Below are 18,699 nucleotides of genomic sequence, written 5' to 3'. Positions count from 1 at the left end.
TACCTTTAATAGTTTCTCTGCACACTTTGGCGCCAAAACTGTTTAGATAAATTATGAGTCTTAGCCGACAACCTCGATACTTGCTGACCACGCTCCGTCGCATCTTGTGTCTGTTCAAGACTTTCCAGAGCCAACTCATTGATCACCTGGATAGAATGGCTGATATCATTCGCAACCGTTGTTTGTTGTGACATGGCAGACGCATTTTCATCGCTCATCACATTCATCTTACCTATCGATGAACGTAACTCTTCAAAAGACTCATCGACCTGCTGGGCTAGTCCTACAGACTGCTCCGCCTTGCGTTGGCCAGACTCCATAGTTTGAGTTGCCTTGAGCGTACTTTCGCGGAATTTACTCACTATGGTTTCGATATGAGAGGTCGACTCACTTGTGCGACTAGAAAGTTGACGTACTTCATCAGCCACAACGGCAAACCCACGCCCCGACTCCCCGGCTCGAGCAGCCTCGATAGCGGCGTTCAAGGCAAGTAAGTTAGTTTGCTCGGCAATGCCGCGAATGACCTCGAGTACGTTATTGATATCTTGGCTATCTTGTTCGATAGAAGCCACAACGGCAGAGAAATTTCCGACTTCATCGTTTAATTGATTGATGGCTTCAATCACCATCTCCATCCGCTCATGCCCCTCCTGTGCTGCCTTATAACTCGTCGTCATCTCTTCGGCGGCATTGTGGATATTACTGCTCACTTCGGCAAAGCTCGCGCTCATCTCCTCCATGGCGGTCGCGGCTTGGTTCGTCTGTTGACTCTGACTGTCGGCGCGTTCACGGGTATTGGATATCGTATCGTTTAAACTGCCACTCAACCCTTCTATTGAGCCTGCTGAATCGGCCATACGCCCAACAACTCCGCCGGTTTCGGTAATGAGAAACTGCAGGGCAAAACTTATTTTACCTAACTCATCTTGCCTGCCCGCATAGACTCCGGTAGCGAGTGGATCATCAATAATATTCACAGCCTTCTCGAGCAAGGCATTAAAAGGGGTAAGAATAAGCTTCAAACCGATAGCGCCGAAAATAGCGGCCGCAATGACTGCCACAAGGGGCGAGTAACTGGCAAGTGCCGCAGTTAACAGCACAGTAAGCAGTAAACAGACAAATAGCTTACCACTAAACCCCAATAGACCTTTGCTGAGTGCCTTAGGCTTCTTTCCAGCTTGTAAGTCGGCATAAATACGCGTGGCGCTATTAATTTGAGCCGCGGTCGCCTTCCTTCTGACAGACTGGTACTCGTGAATCTTTCCATCTTCATAGACGGGCGCCACGTAGGCATTGACCCAGTAATGGTCACCACTCTTGGCGCGATTTTTCACCACCCCAATCCAAGGCTTGCCCTGTTTTATTCTCTCCCACATCGACTTGAATGCAGCTTCAGGCATATCAGGATGTCGCACCAGGTTGTGAGGCTGGCGGTGTAATTCATCGAAACTGTAACCACTGACACTGGTAAACCCTTCGTTGGCATATTTAATGTTGCCATCGAGATCGGTCGTGGAGAGTAAGATACAGTTATCGGTTAGGGTCTTTTCCTTTTGCGTCACAGGCTGATTATTGCGCATTGATATAATTCTTATTAGCTGATGAAGGAATGAGCAGCATTGTTACAAATGTCGCATAGTAAATAATTGATTATTGTCAATTTAAATGTAGAAAAACAAACTAATTAACACTCACGTACCAGAGTATAAGATTTAATTTAAATGCATGATAAGCGGTCTGTTATTGGAATATATAGCACAGATGGTTTACACATCTAAAAAACCAGTCTTAGCGATGGATTCAAACTAAGACTGGCCCAAACGGGGAAACGTTAAAGTATCAATTCACTCAGGTCAGAAACAGAAGCAATTACTGTTCGACCGCTAACTCAATGAATGCCGCCGTATACATCTTTAAATTCAACATAAATTGTTCATGGGTCATAAATTCATTTTCTGTGTGCCCGGTATACTCGACGCCCGGCATAGTAGGGCCAAAGCTCAAGGCATTTGGAAAGAGCTTGCTGTTTGTCGAACCGCCGATGGCAACGGGTTGAGGGTCTTTAACATTAGTAAAGTGTGAGAACACGCTAAGCAAAGTCTCCTGATGGGGTGCATCATCCATCACCATAGGCGTCCCCCAATAAGTATCTATATCTGTGAGCGATATTTCATGCTTATCTTGCCAATCATTGAGCGCTACAAACGTTTGTTTGTCGAGTAACTCTGGGGTTTTCCCTGTCGGTCTACGCAGGTTCATCACAACTTCAGTGCCATCTTTAGTCTGCTTGATCACTGTAGGGGCTAACGTCATCGCCCCCATAAAGTCATCTTTATAACCTATCTCACCAAACTGCTCGGCATAAATCCCCAGCCCTACCATCTCGTGAATAAAACTCTGTGTCAGGGCCGCCTGAGATCTAGGCCAGTGATGAATCGAGAGTAACTCGGCTAAGTGAGTCACCGCGTTAACACCATCTTCGGGTGCCGATGAATGTGCCGCCTTGCCGTCGGCAAAGATAGTGAGAGCTTCTCCATCAGATTCGAAGCGATATTGCATGCCTTGCTGTCGCTCCCCTTGCGTTTTAAGGGCCGTTTGTAACTCATCGCTCACCCCCGACAGTTCTGCATAGGCTTGTTGTGGAACCTGACTCGAAAAAACGCCACCAGAAAATGAGATTAGCTGAGCACGTGTATCACCCGAAGTGGCTATCGCTTGGGGTGGGATAACGAAGTTAATCTTGCTCCAGCCTTTCTCCGCAGTGACCACTGGGTATTCGGCATCGATAGTGATATTGATATCGGCCGGAGTATAGGTTTTCAAGAATGCTCTAAGCGGATCCCAATCGGTCTCTTCGGCGAGATACACCATCAACTCTATCCGTCTGTCTAATATCAATCCCTTGTCCTGAATCGACTTCATCGCATACATAGCAGTGACGATGGCGCCTTTATCATCTTCAGTCCCCCGGCCAATTAACTTGCCAGGTTTGGATGTCATATCGAGCACAAAAGGATTGCTTTGCCATAGTTGAGGATTGGCTGGTTGCACATCGCCATGGGTGATGACCCCTAACTTCTTTTTACTGTTACCCAGACCAATTAAGATCACATATCCATGATCAGAGTAGTCTAAACCAAGCTTTTGGCTCAATTGGCTTAATTCACGCTTAAAACCAATGAATTCAGGGTGAGAATCCGGAGTAAGGCCTTCAGCGCTAACGGTCTTGTAACTGACCAAGCGGGTTAATGAATCTAACATTCCCGCTTCGTAAGTTTTCACGGCATACTCAGCCGTAGACTCCGATTGAGGCGTTAATGCTTGTGCACATAGAGGCAGTACTGATGCGAGAAATAAAGGTAAAACGACAGCTGTCTGTTTCATGGTTTTCCATCTGTTATTATTTTCAAAGATCTGAGTCAGTTTGCCATAAAAATAACCGAATTAAGTACAAAAACACCTATTTCACAACATTTGTTACAAACAAAACAATATTTTGATAGCTTTGACACCTTCAACCATGATAAATAAAAGACTTTAACGTCAGATTAAGACTTTTTACCTACAGTAAATATCGGTCTTTATTTTGACTGTGATCACCAACGCAGTGATTAAACTTATTAACACAAGCAATATTCAAACAATCTACCGGGGATAAAAATATGAAGGGATTAACCCTCAAACCACTCGTGTCAGCTATCGCACTGACTTTTGCTCTTGGCGCATGTAGCTCATCTACTACTGCAACAAATGAAGCTAACGTGGCACCGAATGTCGTTGCACAACAAATTATTGAAAATAACGCAACGAATCCTTTCTTTAAGCCATACGATACCTATATGGGTATTCCAGATTTCGATAAGATCAAGACTGAGCATTATCTACCCGCCTTTAAAGCCGGTATTGCACAACATAAAGCTGAAATTCAAGCAATTATTGATAACCCGGATGCACCTACTTTCGCTAACACCATCGAAGCGATGGAGTTTGCCGGAGAGCTGACAACGAAAGTCGCCAGCGTTTTCTATAACCTGACCGGCGCAGATACAAATGATGAGTTACAGAAGCTCTCTAAAGAGATTTCACCACTACTCTCGGCTGCCGGTGACGACATCCTATTAAACGATCAGTTATTTCAAAAAGTTAAAGCGGTATACGAACAACGTGAAGGATTAAACCTCGACGTTGCTGAGTCTAAGCTTTTGGAAGACACCTACAAGTCATTCACTCGTGGTGGAGCGAACCTAAGCGAAGCTGATAAGACCAAGCTTAGAACATTGAATGAAGAGATTGGCAAGCTGAGCCTTGAATTTGGCGATAACTTGCTTGCAGAAACTAACGCATTTGAATTGGTCATCAACAATAAAGCCGACCTTGCAGGCCTGCCAGCCGATGTGATTAGCAATGCAGCGCAAACTGCGACCAAGCGCGGCCATGAAGGGAAATGGGTGTTCACCACATCACGTCCTTCTATCACACCGTTTTTAACCTATGCCGATAATCGCGAGCTACGCGAAAAAATCTATAACGGTTACATCGAGCGCGGTAATAACGACAACGCTAACGACAATAAAAAGCTTCTAGCCAAGATGGCTGCACTTCGTGCCGAACGTGCACAATTGATGGGCTACAAGACCCATGCACATCTAGTGCTCGAAGAGCGTACAGCCCAAACACCTGAAAATGTCTATGGACTCTTAAATAAGGTTTGGCCTGCAGCGCTCGGACAAGCGAAAGCTGAAGTCGCCGTAATGCAGGAACTTATCGACTCTGAAGGCGGTGACTTCAAGTTGGCAGGTTGGGACTGGGCATATTATTCAGATAAGATCCGAGTTGCTAAGTACGACTTCAATGAGCAGCAGACTCGTCCGTACTTCTCACTGGAAAATACACTAAAAGGTGTATTCTACACGGCTAATCGTCTCTTCGGGATCACAGTTAAAGAGCGTACCGATCTGCCTAAGTACAACGATGAAGTACGTACATGGGAAGTGTTCGACAAAGATGGTTCACTAATGGCCATCTTCATGGGCGATTACTACGTACGTGACTCTAAGCGTGGCGGTGCATGGATGAACTCCTACCGTCAGCAATACAATATGAATGGCGTAGATTCTAAGCCTATCATTGTTAACGTATTGAACTACCCTCGTCCGGTTGGCGATGAGCCTGCACTATTAACATTCGATGAAGCCAGCACCCTATTCCATGAATTTGGTCACGCACTGCACGGTATGCTTTCCGATGTTAAGTATCGCTCACAAGCGGGTACCTCTGTACCACGTGACTATGTTGAGTTCCCATCTCAAGTGATGGAAAACTGGATGACACAACCTGAAGTCTTGGCACAATTTGCTAAACACTACAAAACAGGTGAAGTGATCCCACAGGAGCTTGTTAAGAAGATCCAGGCAGCCAGTAAGTTCAACCAAGGTTTTGCTACCGTCGAATATATGGCCGCAACTAAACTTGATCTCGATTGGCACACAGTCACTGACTTCACGCCAAAAGATGCGGCGGCATTCGAAGCTGAGTCATTGAGCAAGATGGGATTGATCGGCGAAATTGCGCCGCGTTACCGCAGCACGTATTTTGCACACATCTTCTCTGGTGGATACTCTGCGGGCTACTACAGCTACCTATGGTCTGATATCTTAGGGGCTGATGCTTTCGAAGCGTTCAAAGAAAACGGTATTTTCGATAGAGCCACCGCCGATGCATTTAGAAATAACGTGTTATCACAAGGCGGAAGCGAAGATCCAATGAAGCTTTACAAGCAGTTCCGTGGTAAAGAAGCGGGAATCGACCCTCTGCTTCGTAGCCGTGGCCTACTCGCTAAGTAAGCTTTCCTGGTATCGCTATCAATTTAGCTATCGATTTGGCTATTGATAGAACAGTTAAAAGCACGGCTATTGCCGTGCTTTTTTATCTCTCAAATAATCTGAGTAAGCAGTCACTATGAGCCAGTTACCCTTCTCTCAATCGTGTGAAAACAATAAAGCCCCGATACTGGACGTCATTAAGCGTGCTTTTGCGCAATCGACCCATGTATTAGAAATTGGCACCGGCAGCGCACAACATGCGACTTATTTTTCCAGATACCTGCCTCATCTTATCTGGCAGACCAGCGACCAAGCGGACTATCTCGAAGGGATAGAGATGCGTCTAGCCCAGACAGACATTCCCAATTTAAAATCGCCATTGGTATTGGATGTCACCAAGGCATGGCCATTAACCAATTCAGACAGTATCGATGCTATCTTTACCGCCAACACCCTACATATCATGTCAAAAGAGATGGTTGAAGCTTTCTTCTGCGGCATAGGCGAATATTTAGCGCCAACGGGACAACTCTGTATCTACGGCCCATTTAATTACGCAGGCGAGTACAGCAGTGAGAGTAATGCCAGGTTCGATATTTGGTTAAAAGAGAGAGACCATCGCAGTGCGATTCGAGACATTGAATGGATACAGGCATTAGCAATTGACCAAGGTCTTACATTGACAGCGGATCACCCCATGCCGGCAAATAATCGATTACTTCACCTCACAAAAATATAATGAAAAATATTTTGAGCGATAATCAGGTTATATAAAATTATTGTGAGTTGAAAAATATCCATTCACTGTTTACGAATCAGAACAGTGTAAGATAAAAAAGTAAATTACCCAAAATGTTCAGACAATTACAATTAGCATAAAATATTTCTAATATTATTTATTCAATGCCGCCTCCAGTCGTTTTACACGTGAAAAATGGTTACCGAACTCTCAACTGTGTATTTTTACAACGCAAATGTATCTTTTTGTAGCATGCTATGTGTGAAACCGATCACTATCATTAATACTCAAGCCGATATAATCCAGTACGGTTAATCAAAAGTTATTAAAAAGTAGCTAATTAACCATTTGGTAATTAACCGAACGCTGAGGCGTATTATTTAACTCTCGGAATAAATGATTCCAACTCTGATTTAAACTTTCTTGAAATAAGTAAAGTGAGAATAAATTGAATAACTGCAATCTGCCGAGAATTAAAAACATATTGTGATTGTTTTTTAATCGCAATATTTAAACTAGTTACAATTCGCCTTAGTCAATATATGTGCAATTAATGCACAATTAAAAATAATACGGGGTTGATAATGAAAAAAACTAATCGCAGTGTACTGTGCTTAGCCGTACTCGCTGCTTTAGCTGGGTGCTCGGATGATGAAACAATAATTAATACTGACAGTGGTTATGCACCTATAGTCACACAAGGTAAAACACTGACAAACACACCCGATATCGTTGTAAAGAGTCAAAACGAAGTCGACGAAGTCACCATTACTATCGGTGCAACATCGGATCTCCACGGCCGCATCTTTGGATATGATTATGCGCTCGATGCGGTCGATTCAGATGCCGGTTTAACACGTATCTCAACTTTGCTTGAAACCGTAAAAGCAAATAACCCCAACATGATCTTGATCGATATCGGTGATACCGTTCAAGGCAACTCGGCTCAACTCTTCAACGATGACCCAACTCACCCTGTCGTTTCTACCTTAAACTCACTGGATTTCGACCTTTGGGTTCCAGGTAACCATGAGTTTAACTTCGAACGCAGCTTCATCGACCGTAACCTGAACCATTTCAACGGTGCTGTTGTATCGAACAACATCAAGTGGGAAGAGAACAGCGCAAACTACATTCGTGCTTTCCAAGTCTTTGAAGTTGATGGCGCTAGAGTTGCCATCGTTGGTGTGACACCATCTAACGTACCTAACTGGGAAGCTTCTGCACCCGGACACTTTGCGGGTCTAAAGTTTGACGAAGAGCTAGCTTCTACTCGTGCAGCAGTTGATGAGTTGATCGAAAAGTTCAACCCAGATGTTATCGTCGGTGCCTTCCATATCGGACGTAGCTCAGAAGGCGGTGCAGGTGTTCACAAGATAGCCGCTGAAATGGCCGATAAGTTCGATGTCATTCTAGCTGGGCACGAACACGCAACCTATATCGAAAGCATACAAAAAGCGGCTGAAGGTGAAGATATCACTTCAACCGATATCTCCGTTGAAGGCGGTGATACTGCCGAAGATAAGACACTTTCAGGTACCTATGATGAATCTAACCGCGCTCAAAGCGTTAAGATCATCGAGCCTGGTAAATGGGGTTGGGCTCTGGCTAAGGCTGATATCAAGCTTAAGAAGAACACCGACGGCAAGTGGGAGATGGTCGATACGACATTAAGCAATATTACATCTAAAAATGTCGAAGAAAGTCAAACAACAACCGCACAATTCCAGTATGTTCATGACATCTCTAAAGCCGATGCTCAACTGGTTCTGGGTCTAGTCGGTGGTGACTTTACCCCGGGTACCGGCGCCGATGAAGCCGTACATGAAGATTACGACCACGAAACGGGTCGCCTATATTCAACGATTCATACCGCTAAAGTCATGGATACGCCGTTGATGGACTTCATCAACCAGATCCAACTTGAGAAGTCTGAAGCCGTAGTCTCAGCAGCGTCTCTATTCTCTGACAGCTCTAACCTGATTGATGGCCAAGAGTACGCTAAGAAAGATTCAACTAACCTCTACAAATATGACAATACCCTTATCGGTATTAATATGACTGGAGCGAATCTCAAGCGTTATATGGAGTGGTCTTACACTTACTTTAATACCTATAAAGACGGTGACATTACCGTATCCTTTAAGAAAGGTGCTAAAGCTTACATGTACGATCAGTTCGACGGTAAGATTGACTTCGTTGTCGACTTGGCTGGCGATTCATTTGCCATGGATGAAAACTATACGGTAACTAATGAAGGTAGCCGTATCGAGATCATCGAAATCGATGGTAAGCCATTCGATGCGACAGCAACCTACAAGGTAGCCTTGAACAGCTATCGTTGGGGTTCAAACATCAAGAAGTTTGGCTGGGCAACCGGTGATGATGTTTATTATGATTCAGTCAACGAGCCAGTCTACGCTATCCGTGACATGCTGACAGAATATGTTGCTGCCAACAAAGGCGTTAACGCCAGTGATTTCACTAATCCTAACTGGGAGATTAAACAGTACCAGGATAATGGCGCTATCACCCTACTACGCACAGACAATGGCGCAGGTCAGACACTGTGGAATAGACTGGTAAGCAAAGAAATTTGTGTCAATATTGACCCGGATAACCCTAAGTACCCAGGGATTTTGGACGCGGTCAATGTTAATGACGCGACCTCATACTTTGTCAACCCGACTAAAGATTATGCCGGTTGTGTAACTGAGTAAATCACACTCAATAAAGGCCTGGTAACAGGCCTTTTTTTTGCTTTGGTTAGTCTGGCATTATCGGTATTTATTGGTGTGTTAAACTGCCTCAACATGATTATTTTTGCTAACTTTCGGTATATACCCATCCTACCTGAAGATGCAGGATTCAGTGGGAGTTAAATGGTCTTTAATCAAGGCATTGATTGCCACTAATGGTCGTTCCCTTAGATAAATCAATAACACAGAGTAAAGCCCATTAAAACCCATCGCAGAAGGCGTTGTGCAAGCCCACTTCGTTGTTGCACTAACTTAAAAGGGAATAACCATTTCTACATTAATGCGCCTAGAATTGAACTGGCACAAGGCCTCTGAAACGAGCACCTTCGAGTAGGATGGGTATACATAACCTATGTTAAAAAACTATCGATTTACCCTGTTTATCGCGCTGATTTCGACGTTGATTTTCTACTTCTCTCCCAGTATTAGCGACAGCTTAAAGCCTAAGACGCCGCTGCAACAAGAGTTTGTAGAGGCTCGTGTCGTCGATGTCATCTCAAATAATCTGGCTCCCGATGCCAGAGTCCCCTCCATATTAACCGGCAAGCAGGTATTCACCGCCGAGATATTAGAGGGAGAAGAAATTGGTAAAGTGGTCGAAGTACAAAATCCTCTTAGCCGACAACATAATGTCCTGGTCGGCAAAGGCGATATCTTCATCATGATGATCAGAGATACGTCTAACGGCACTGTGTATTGGGCCTATAACCACAAGCGCTCGACAGCCATCTACTGGATGTGTTTTGCCTTCCTCTTGTTGCTGCTCTCTTTCGGTAAGAAGGAGGGGTTGAATTCAGTTATCTCACTCTACTTCACCGCGGCGCTCATCATTGGCGTCTTGATCCCGGCTATTTTTGCCGGTTGGAACCCGGTAATAGTCACCATTTTCCTAATGGGGTTAAAGATTGTCGTCAATTTTATTCTGGTATCCGGTTATAACAAAAAGAGCTTCTGCGCCATGGGGGGCACCCTGCTCGGCGTCATTGCGGCAGGTATTATGGCGCAGGTATTTGGCGAGTTTGCGCACCTTTCCGGCATCTACTTAGATAAGGGCGAAGATGTTATCTACCTGGCCACTCAACCGATTCAGATCCGTTGGCTGATGTTTGTCGCCATCATGGTCTCGGCTCTTGGCGCCGTGATGGATGTTGCCATATCAATAGCATCGGCCTATAACGAACTTAAAATTACCGATCCTAAGCTCAGTCCAAAGCAGCTGATGACAGCCAGTATGAATATCGGTCGTGATATCATGGGCACCATGACCAACACCTTGATACTCGCGTTTGCCGGCAGCTCTTTAACCACGATTATGATGGTTTGGGGACTGGATATGCCGCTGACTCAGTTTATCAATACACCCGTTATCGCGTTAAGTATCATCCATGCTCTGGCCGGAAGTGTCGGCATCGTACTGACCATTCCTCTTACGGCTTGGCTCGCAAGGTACATGCTCAGTGCTCCCGAAGACGTTACCGAGCTCAATGAGTCAGAAAAAGTTACCCAAACAGCTCAATCCGTTACTGCTCAGCCAGATAATGTAAACATTCAAGCGTTAGAGTCTTAATTGGTAACCTGACTGGCAACGATAGCATTCAGTAAAATGTTAACTTTAGACCGGAACGGCTGTAGTTAAAGCGAATCAAAAAAAAGAGAACGAGCCAGTAGCTCTGTTCTCTTTTTTTATGCTTGTCGCTTAAATCAGCCTAAATTCGGCTCATCATCGACGCCTGCAAAACAAACTAAAAGTCTGCCTCATCGAGTTCGGTCAGTTGTTCACTGCTCGACTCTATCTGCTTACGCAAACTGCGGGTCTGCACTGTCCAATAACCCATATAGAACTGGGCTGTTTTCAGTTTGCCCTGATAAAACTCTCTCTCGGAAGTATCAGTTTCCAGCGCCGCTAATGCTATCGACGCCGTGCGAGTCCACATCCAGGCTAGTGCTGTGATCCCCAAAATTTGCATATAAGGCATAGAGGCTGCACCCAGAATATCCGGATTCTTCGGCGCATTCATGGCGATATATTGCGTGGCTTTTTCCAGATCCTTTGACGCATCCATCAAACCTGAAAGATAGGGCTTCATTGCGTCATTGCCCATGTTCTCTTCGATAAGCTGTTTCACAAGAGCCGACCAGCTCATCAAGGTTGCTGCCTTGTCGGACAGTATCTTTCGACCAACGAGATCCAGTGCCTGGATACCATTAGTGCCTTCATAGAGCATAGAGATACGAATATCACGTACAAATTGTTCCATGCCCCACTCGTGAATGTAACCATGACCACCGAATACCTGCTGGGCATCGACACAGGCATTGAAGCCTCTATCGGTTACAAACCCTTTGACGATCGGGGTAAATAGCGCGGCAAGCTTATTTGCCATTTTAGCTTTTTCCGGATCGCTGTGACGCTCGGCCTCATCGAGCCATAGCGCCTGTTGACCTATCATCGCCCTCGCCCCTTCATTGAAGGCCTTTTGCGACATCAACATGCGTCTTACGTCACCATGAACTAAGATAGGATCCGCCGCCATATCCGGTGCTTTAACCCCACTGAGTCCGCGCCCCTGAATTCTATCTTTGGCATAGGCGAGTGCATTTTGGTACGCGATTTCTGACACGCCCAGTCCTTGAACCCCAACGCCGAGTCTCGCTTGGTTCATCATGGTAAACATTGCTCTTAGACCTTGATGCGGATCACCGACCAACTCACCGATGGCGCCATCGAAGTTCATCACGCAGGTTGAGTTACCGTGGATACCCATCTTGTGCTCGAGTCCGGTGGCACACAGAGTATTGGCTTCACCCAGACTGCCATCTTCATTGATCAAAAACTTTGGCACGACGAACAGAGAGATCCCTTTCACACCAGCCGGCGCATCGGGTAATCGAGCCAGTACCAGGTGGGCAATGTTTTCGGCCAGATCATGATCGCCGGATGAGATAAATATCTTCTCGCCGGAGATAGCATATTGCCCCTCTCCAGCCTCGACAGCTTTAGTACGCAGTAAGGCGAGATCGGTTCCGGCATGAGACTCGGTCAGGTTCATGGTACCCGTCCATTCACCTGTAACCAGCTTCTCTAAGTATTTCTGTTTTAGTGCATCACTGCCATGAGCATGAATTGCCGCATAGGCACCATGTGTGAGCCCGGGATACATGGCAAAGGCCATATTGGTCGCGGTTTTCATCTCGGTCGCAAACACACCTATGGCTTCGGGTAAACCTTGACCGCCATATTCGGGATCACAGGTCAAAGTGCCCCAGCCATTATCAACATATTGCTGATACGCTTCTTTAAATCCTTTAGGCGCAATGACGTTACCATCGACCAGTTTGCAACCTTCTACATCACCACTGCTGTTGAGCGGTAGCATAATTTCAGTTGAAAAATCGGCCACACCTTGCAAAATTGCATCGGCTAGCTCGGCATCAATTTCATCGAAACCTTTGAGCTCTGTACGCTCATAGATATTAAGAAGTTCATTTAATACAAACTGGTAGTCACGAAGTGGGGCTTGATATGTCGGCATTCCCTGTTCCTTTTATTTTTATATTAAGACAAAAATATTCTGACCTTTCATACGATGGTTTCAATCATGCGTTTAAATTTATATTTTTACAAGAGGCGTCTACTTATTACGCTAAATTAGCCTGTTCTTCTTCGTTTGTTTTTGATCTCGAACAGCGTAACCGTAAAATGAAGATAACTCCCCCTTATGAAAGCCATTAAAACGCTGTAAGCTAACGCTTAATTAGGTCGCCATTAGGGAATGAGGAAGAAATAGATGGGTTCTGTAACGACAAAAAAACACGCCAGCGGATTAGAATATGTGGATGTTGATACGCCACTGTGCAAGGCGAGAATTTTTATGCAAGGCGCTCAGATTGACCTCTTTCAACCTAAAGGAGAGAAAACCCTACTCTGGGTCTCCTCTGCCGACGATTATCAACCGGGAAGTGGTATCAGGGGCGGGATCCCCATCTGCTGGCCCTGGTTTGGCATGAGTGACACCCCAGACTGGCCGCAACATGGCTTTGCCCGCACCAGTCTATGGACACTCGAATCCGTGCAGATGCGATCTGAAGCGGTAGAGCTTAAATTCGCTCTGGCGATCACTGAAGAGAACCGCCAATATTGGCCACACGACACCCGGGTTGAGGTCATGTTTACCCTGGCAGAAACACTAACGGTCTCCTTAATCAATACTAATCTGGATAACCAGCCTGTCAGCCTGACTCAGGCATTGCATACTTACTTGCCGATTAATGATATTCACCAGTTGACCGCCAGCGGTTTTGAAGGCTCACAGTACATTGAGTTCGGTGAAGGCCCCTATCAACAGCCCGGAGATGAGGTGAAATTCGAGGCAGAGACTGACCGGGTTTATACCAAGCTTAGTCAGAGTCAGTTACTTCATACGCCGGATGGAACTATCGAGATCAGCCGTGAAAACAGCCAGTCCGCGGTACTCTGGAATCCTTGGATAGATAAATCACAGCGCCTGTCACGCTTCAATTGTGATGACTACCTCAGTATGGTCTGTCTGGAAGCGGCTAATGTATTAGAAGACAAGCTGACTCTAGCCCCTAATGAGTCCCACACGTTAACCACGAAAATTGGTTGGAAAGCGTAATAGGCTGGAAGGCATAAACACGCCAAAATTAATCACTCAATTCACCTGATAAGTGACAGCACAAAGGCCTTTTACAAGGCCTTTTTTAATCCTGCCGAGTTATGTTTCTCACTCAATATCTCGTAAATTTATCACTCGATTTTCCCATCGAATTGGTATAAATCTCAATTATTTGAAATTATAGCGTGCTAAACTCAGAGATTATTATCATCAATATCGAAATACTCTATCGATGCTGCGGAAATTATCTCGTGCAAAGCGAATCACACTGGCTTTCACTCTTTTATTACTGACTCTCTTCGTCATAGTGGCGAATACCTATGAACGGCTGGCCATCAGGTTGGCAAACCAGTACCTCGTTGAATATGACACCCAGATAACTGAGCTCAGCATCAGAGCGGATTCACTTAACATTTGGCATCTCCCCCGGTTAACCCTAATGGTGCACGGCACTCGGGTCGCAATAACAGATCTGGCGATTAATTTAGATAAAGGATTTTCACCTCTTAAGCTCTTTACAAACCAGCTATCGCTAAATCAGATAGATAAAATAGCACTGGGCCAAATCGATGTGGTGCTCAATCCTGCAGTGCTCACCGAAGAGGGCAAAAACCTCGATGAGCAAGGGCCCACACTGGCGCTGGATCTAAACCAACTGCCTGAGATAGATATCGGTAAAACCTCATTGACTCTGGTCGGCATCGACCCGGCGCGGCTGAGTCTGGTCATGGAAAAGCTGCAACTCGATGAATCAGGCCAGCTCAACACAAGTTTGAGCCATCAGGGAAACCAGCTATTTAATCTGAAAGCTAATTTAACAGATAAACGTTGGAAGATATCAACCAGCTTGGTGTTCGATGAGCTAACTTCATTCCTGAGCCGTTTATCAGCTCAAGAGTTAAATGATAGTGCACTGCTCCCCCTACTCAACCTAAAGCAGCGGATAGATGATGCAAATATCGAACTTAGCGGGAGCCTGAATTCATATGTCGAACTTAACTTGAAAACCGCTCAATTGATGTCACATCATACGCTCACCGACGCCCAACTCGTCCTTGGCAGCCTTGAGTCGCTTACGCTCGCGCCACATTCGAGCCTTATAACAGCTGATGTAACTGAAGGTGTAACTGAAAATGCTGAAACGGCAAAGGGGAGCACCAACAAGAACCTTGAATTTGAGCTTAATGGCCATCTTGCCGATCTCTCACTGAGTCTGCTCCCCTTCACCTTGAGCCTTGCCCCCAGCCCGGCTCAGCAAGAGGTGTTGCTCAATCTCATACAAGATGGCGCAGTTAAGAAGCAGACGCAGCAGTTAATTCGAGCCTTAAGTAAAGAGTCATCACCTGAGATACAGCTAAGCCTTAAACAACCACTCATCTATTCACTGCAAGACAAAACAATCAGCTTAGATCGGCTTCAGCTCAGTATCGCTCAATCAAAATTAGAGGTCACCGTCTCGCTAAATAACACCTCACTGTCTCTGCCCAATAAAAACAGAGAGGCGAACAGTGAGCGGTTGAGTATGAGCGGAAAATGGCAGTTGAGCGCAGAGCAACGCCAAGCTTTGTCGATCAATGAGTTATTAGTTGAACCACTCTCCGTTGCAGATAAAGCCATAGCAGATCTTACGCTGGGCGCATCTTCAATGGCATTAGATGGCGCGTTCGCCATAACGACGAATAATGAAGCAGTGAGTAATGAGGCGATCTCTCCTTTTTCCATTGAACTTAACGTCAATAAAAATGCACAAATAAACACCCGTCAGTTAAGTGTGGAGCAGCGGCAAACTTCACCATCGAGCCAACCCGAGTCCAATTTTTATTTTAACAATCAAACGGCGTGGCTCCGTCTCCAAGATGACCTTTCTCTGAGCTACGACGAAACGGGTCTACTCGAGATAGCGCTCCCTAAGCTATCGATGCACCTGGGCCCAATCTCTTACCGTCACCTCCGCCCCTCTTCTAAATCTAAGATTATCGAGTTTGATGCTGAAACGCTGACCTTTAGCTCATCAGAGCCGAGTCATCTCAGAGTCGACCTTGCTTTAGATAGCAATCATAACAATCGAGGCCGTGACAATGACCAGCCTGACGTTGACTTCGAGTTCATCGCAGCGCCCTTCACACTGGACTCCTCATCCATCCGCTATGCCGATCTGAACCAAGATAGCAAAGACAGTAGTAGCGACAGTCTGATCACTACCGAGCATATTCTGTTTAGCAGCCAAGGCAGGACGCGGTTAGCGATCGAAACCAGCCGAAATAATGATCCGCTTGAAACAAGCAGCAAGACGCTCAAGGTATCGCTCCCCAGACTATCACTGGAGCAAACACAGACAGAATTGAGCCACACACCCTTTCTCACAAGCTCAAAGGATCACTATCTTGTCTCATTGCCGCGACTTGCCATTCAATTAGAAAAACCAAGCTCCGCCTCGGTTGAGCTGGCTTCTCTGTCTGAGTCAGTTGGCACAGAGCCTACACCCGTCTCAGAGCCAAGGGATGAGTCAGACTTCGAACAATTTTTAAAAACGTCACAAATAGCAAATAGGCTGAGTTATGAAGTCGATGGACTGGCAATCCATCACACTTATATTAAAAATAAGCGTAAAAGAAAACAGAAATTATTACACCTCTATCAGGCAACCCTGACGCAAGCACTACAGTGGGATGACTATCGGCTCGACTCGTTAGAGCACTGGTCAATCGATGGCCTGGAGTTTGATAGTGAACACAGCTTGAAACCCGGCGCGGAGAATCAAGCGCTATTGCAGGGAAAACTTGATCTGGATACCGAGCTGAGTACGCTACTCTTTCTGGTTCAAAACAGTTACACCTTGCCAACCAATATTTATATGGACGGACAGACTCAGCTAAAGGCAAATTATCAATTATTTCAATCAAATAATAACACTCAGTTTGATATTGATTTTTCACCTAAGCTCTCATCTTTAAACGGCAGTATTAGCGACCTTCCCTTCGAAGATGTCAACATGTCAGCCCATTGTCATCTCAACCTTCTGCAAGATAGCCAGGGGGCAAATAAGCGCAGCTTCACCTGTCCGGAAATAGATCTCGCTGCCGCGGCATTTAATCCCGGAATGTTAATCACTAACATCAAAGCCGAAGGAGATATCTCCCTCTCACTAGATGACACGCAACTCGAGGCGCCACTCCTGGCACCATCAGACGGTGAGCCATTACGTCACGATACCCAGGTCAGTAATAGTGTGGCAGCTAACTTAAGTGATGCCGAAATTCATCTTAATGCCACAGGCGATCTCCTGGGCGGACAGGTTTTACTGCCAGAATTTAGTCTCAAACTACATGACAAATCTCACGGTTACCTGGTATTGCAAGGCCTGAGTTTAGCGGAGCTCATCGCCATTCAACCACAGGTGGGTCTCTATGCCGATGGTATCTTCGATGGTGTACTCCCGGTAGACCTTATTGACGGTAAAATCTCTGTCTCGGGTGGACGCTTAGCGGCGCGAGCGCCGGGTGGACTGATCTCGTTAAGTGGCAACCCGGCCGTCGAACAGATGCGTCAATCTCAACCCTATCTCGACTTTGCATTTTCGACCATGGAGCATCTCCAATATACAGAGTTATCCAGCACCTTCGATATGGAACCCTCTGGCGATGCCCTGCTTAAAGTCAATGTGAAAGGAAAAGGCAAAGGGATTGAACGCCCTATCCACTTGAACTACTCTCAAGAGGAGAACATGCTCCAACTGCTAAAGAGCCTACAGGTGGGCGATAAACTGCAGACTCAAATCGAGCAATCGATGAACTGATTAATAGGACTAGTTCATTGAAATAATTGTTAGAATCAACTTATTGAATCGATGAGTTGGTGCGATAATGTCGGCCAATATTTGATGCTCAAAATAAACGTTCAGTTTAGTGTCATCTTAAGCGCAATATAATAGACTTAAATGAAACGTCGGCTGTCATCTGTCTGGGCCGATTAGGATAAAAGGAACTTCCAGTGAAAAGATTGCCAGTTTTACGAACGTCCGTAAGCGCAATGATTGCACTCCTGGCTCTGACCGGCTGTACGCCCACGGTCAAAATTGAGCCACCCGATAAACCCATAGTGATCAACCTCAACGTCAAGATTGAACATGAAATCAAGATAAAGGTTGATAAAGACCTGGATGAATTACTCACCAACGATGAGTTATTTTAATCGGTTCGGTTAATTAAGGAGTACAGAATGAAAACTAAATTACTGGTGCTCGCCGCAGGTCTGCTGCTGAGCCTTAATGCATTTGCAATCTCCCTTCAAGACGCAAAGTCTCAGGGTCTCGTTGGCGAACAGCCTAATGGTTATCTGGGCATAGTACAGAGTAACCCTGAAGCCAACTCTGTCGCTAAGCAGGTCAACGCTAAGCGTAAAACCCATTATCAGAATATCGCCAGGAAAAATGGTATCTCAGTATCGGATGTCGCCAAGCTGGCTGCCGAAAAAGCGATGAAAGCGACCAAGAAAGGTCAGTACATCAAAAACTCGAGTGGTAAATGGGTAAAAAAGTAACGCCGATCATCTTCATAATGAACGAGTGATAATACCAATCTGTATAACAGCCCGCATTGCGGGCTTTTTTATTAATAATGACCCCTTGACGACCACACCTCTGCCCCGCCCTCCACTGCGGTACTTTTATCTGTGATCGGCATAAGTGTGCGTTTACCCCCACCGCAGACAGCCCTCACGTGAGCAGACTCACAGCTTCAACA

Annotated in this window: 11 protein-coding genes; 8 read left to right on the top strand and 3 right to left on the bottom strand. The window is 45.6% G+C overall.

Annotated elements, in window-relative coordinates; all coding sequences use genetic code 11:
- Window positions 1-5 precede the first annotated feature (5 nt).
- The gene (locus tag EKG38_RS07175) at window positions 6-1,580 is read right to left on the bottom strand and encodes a methyl-accepting chemotaxis protein (protein WP_126519602.1); all 1,575 of its coding nucleotides are present in this window, start codon (window positions 1,578-1,580) and stop codon (window positions 6-8) included.
- 289 nt (window positions 1,581-1,869) lie between these two features.
- Window positions 1,870-3,384, bottom strand: a complete 1,515-nt coding sequence (locus EKG38_RS07170; RefSeq protein WP_126519601.1) for a dipeptidase — start codon at window positions 3,382-3,384, stop codon at window positions 1,870-1,872.
- A 278-nt stretch (window positions 3,385-3,662) separates the two neighbouring features.
- Between EKG38_RS07170 and EKG38_RS07165 the strand changes: the two genes are divergently transcribed.
- From EKG38_RS07165 to EKG38_RS07150, 4 genes are all read left to right on the top strand, one after another.
- Complete coding sequence (locus EKG38_RS07165) at window positions 3,663-5,843, top strand: M3 family metallopeptidase (protein WP_126519600.1); 2,181 nt, start codon at window positions 3,663-3,665, stop codon at window positions 5,841-5,843.
- A gap of 115 nt (window positions 5,844-5,958) precedes the next feature.
- Window positions 5,959-6,561: a DUF938 domain-containing protein gene (locus EKG38_RS07160; protein WP_126519599.1), complete on the top strand. Its 603-nt coding sequence runs from the start codon at window positions 5,959-5,961 to the stop codon at window positions 6,559-6,561.
- A gap of 584 nt (window positions 6,562-7,145) precedes the next feature.
- On the top strand, window positions 7,146-9,281 hold the full coding sequence (locus EKG38_RS07155) for a bifunctional metallophosphatase/5'-nucleotidase (RefSeq protein ID WP_126519598.1): 2,136 nt from the start codon (window positions 7,146-7,148) through the stop codon (window positions 9,279-9,281).
- Window positions 9,282-9,672: 391 nt separating this feature from the next.
- On the top strand, window positions 9,673-10,887 hold the full coding sequence (locus EKG38_RS07150) for a YibE/F family protein (RefSeq protein WP_126519597.1): 1,215 nt from the start codon (window positions 9,673-9,675) through the stop codon (window positions 10,885-10,887).
- A 175-nt stretch (window positions 10,888-11,062) separates the two neighbouring features.
- On the opposite strand, the gene EKG38_RS07145 is transcribed toward EKG38_RS07150, so the two are convergent.
- Window positions 11,063-12,853, bottom strand: a complete 1,791-nt coding sequence (locus EKG38_RS07145) for an acyl-CoA dehydrogenase C-terminal domain-containing protein (protein WP_126519596.1) — start codon at window positions 12,851-12,853, stop codon at window positions 11,063-11,065.
- A 255-nt stretch (window positions 12,854-13,108) separates the two neighbouring features.
- Here EKG38_RS07145 and EKG38_RS07140 point away from each other — a divergent pair, with 255 nt between their 5' ends.
- The 4 genes from EKG38_RS07140 (at window position 13,109) to EKG38_RS07125 (ending at window position 18,496) form a co-directional block, all read left to right on the top strand.
- A complete protein-coding gene (locus EKG38_RS07140; RefSeq protein WP_126519595.1) occupies window positions 13,109-13,957 on the top strand; it encodes a D-hexose-6-phosphate mutarotase in 849 nt (282 codons plus the stop codon).
- A 232-nt stretch (window positions 13,958-14,189) separates the two neighbouring features.
- A complete protein-coding gene (locus EKG38_RS07135; RefSeq protein WP_126519594.1) occupies window positions 14,190-17,753 on the top strand; it encodes an intermembrane phospholipid transport YdbH family protein in 3,564 nt (1,187 codons plus the stop codon).
- 233 nt (window positions 17,754-17,986) lie between these two features.
- Window positions 17,987-18,148, top strand: a complete 162-nt coding sequence (locus EKG38_RS07130; RefSeq protein WP_398355961.1) for a YnbE family lipoprotein — start codon at window positions 17,987-17,989, stop codon at window positions 18,146-18,148.
- A gap of 27 nt (window positions 18,149-18,175) precedes the next feature.
- Window positions 18,176-18,496 carry a YdbL family probable chaperone protein gene (locus tag EKG38_RS07125; protein WP_126519593.1) on the top strand — a complete coding sequence of 107 codons (321 nt, stop codon included), beginning with the start codon at window positions 18,176-18,178 and terminating at the stop codon, window positions 18,494-18,496.
- The last annotated feature ends 203 nt before the right edge of the window (window positions 18,497-18,699 follow it).

The sequence above is a fragment of the Shewanella canadensis genome (assembly GCF_003966225.1).
Classification (GTDB): domain Bacteria; phylum Pseudomonadota; class Gammaproteobacteria; order Enterobacterales; family Shewanellaceae; genus Shewanella; species Shewanella canadensis.
Note: the sequence above shows the minus strand (reverse complement) of the source record. Positions and strands in the feature narration are given on the sequence as shown.

Coding starts and splice junctions, on each gene's coding strand:
- EKG38_RS07130 (WP_398355961.1), top strand. CDS start 17,987: ATGATTGCACTCCTGGCTCTGACCGGCTGTACGCCCACGGTCAAAATT.
- EKG38_RS07150 (WP_126519597.1), top strand. CDS start 9,673: ATGTTAAAAAACTATCGATTTACCCTGTTTATCGCGCTGATTTCGACG.
- EKG38_RS07145 (WP_126519596.1), bottom strand. CDS start 12,853: ATGCCGACATATCAAGCCCCACTTCGTGACTACCAGTTTGTATTAAAT.
- EKG38_RS07155 (WP_126519598.1), top strand. CDS start 7,146: ATGAAAAAAACTAATCGCAGTGTACTGTGCTTAGCCGTACTCGCTGCT.
- EKG38_RS07175 (WP_126519602.1), bottom strand. CDS start 1,580: ATGCGCAATAATCAGCCTGTGACGCAAAAGGAAAAGACCCTAACCGAT.
- EKG38_RS07125 (WP_126519593.1), top strand. CDS start 18,176: ATGAAAACTAAATTACTGGTGCTCGCCGCAGGTCTGCTGCTGAGCCTT.
- EKG38_RS07170 (WP_126519601.1), bottom strand. CDS start 3,384: ATGAAACAGACAGCTGTCGTTTTACCTTTATTTCTCGCATCAGTACTG.
- EKG38_RS07135 (WP_126519594.1), top strand. CDS start 14,190: ATGCTGCGGAAATTATCTCGTGCAAAGCGAATCACACTGGCTTTCACT.
- EKG38_RS07165 (WP_126519600.1), top strand. CDS start 3,663: ATGAAGGGATTAACCCTCAAACCACTCGTGTCAGCTATCGCACTGACT.
- EKG38_RS07140 (WP_126519595.1), top strand. CDS start 13,109: ATGGGTTCTGTAACGACAAAAAAACACGCCAGCGGATTAGAATATGTG.
- EKG38_RS07160 (WP_126519599.1), top strand. CDS start 5,959: ATGAGCCAGTTACCCTTCTCTCAATCGTGTGAAAACAATAAAGCCCCG.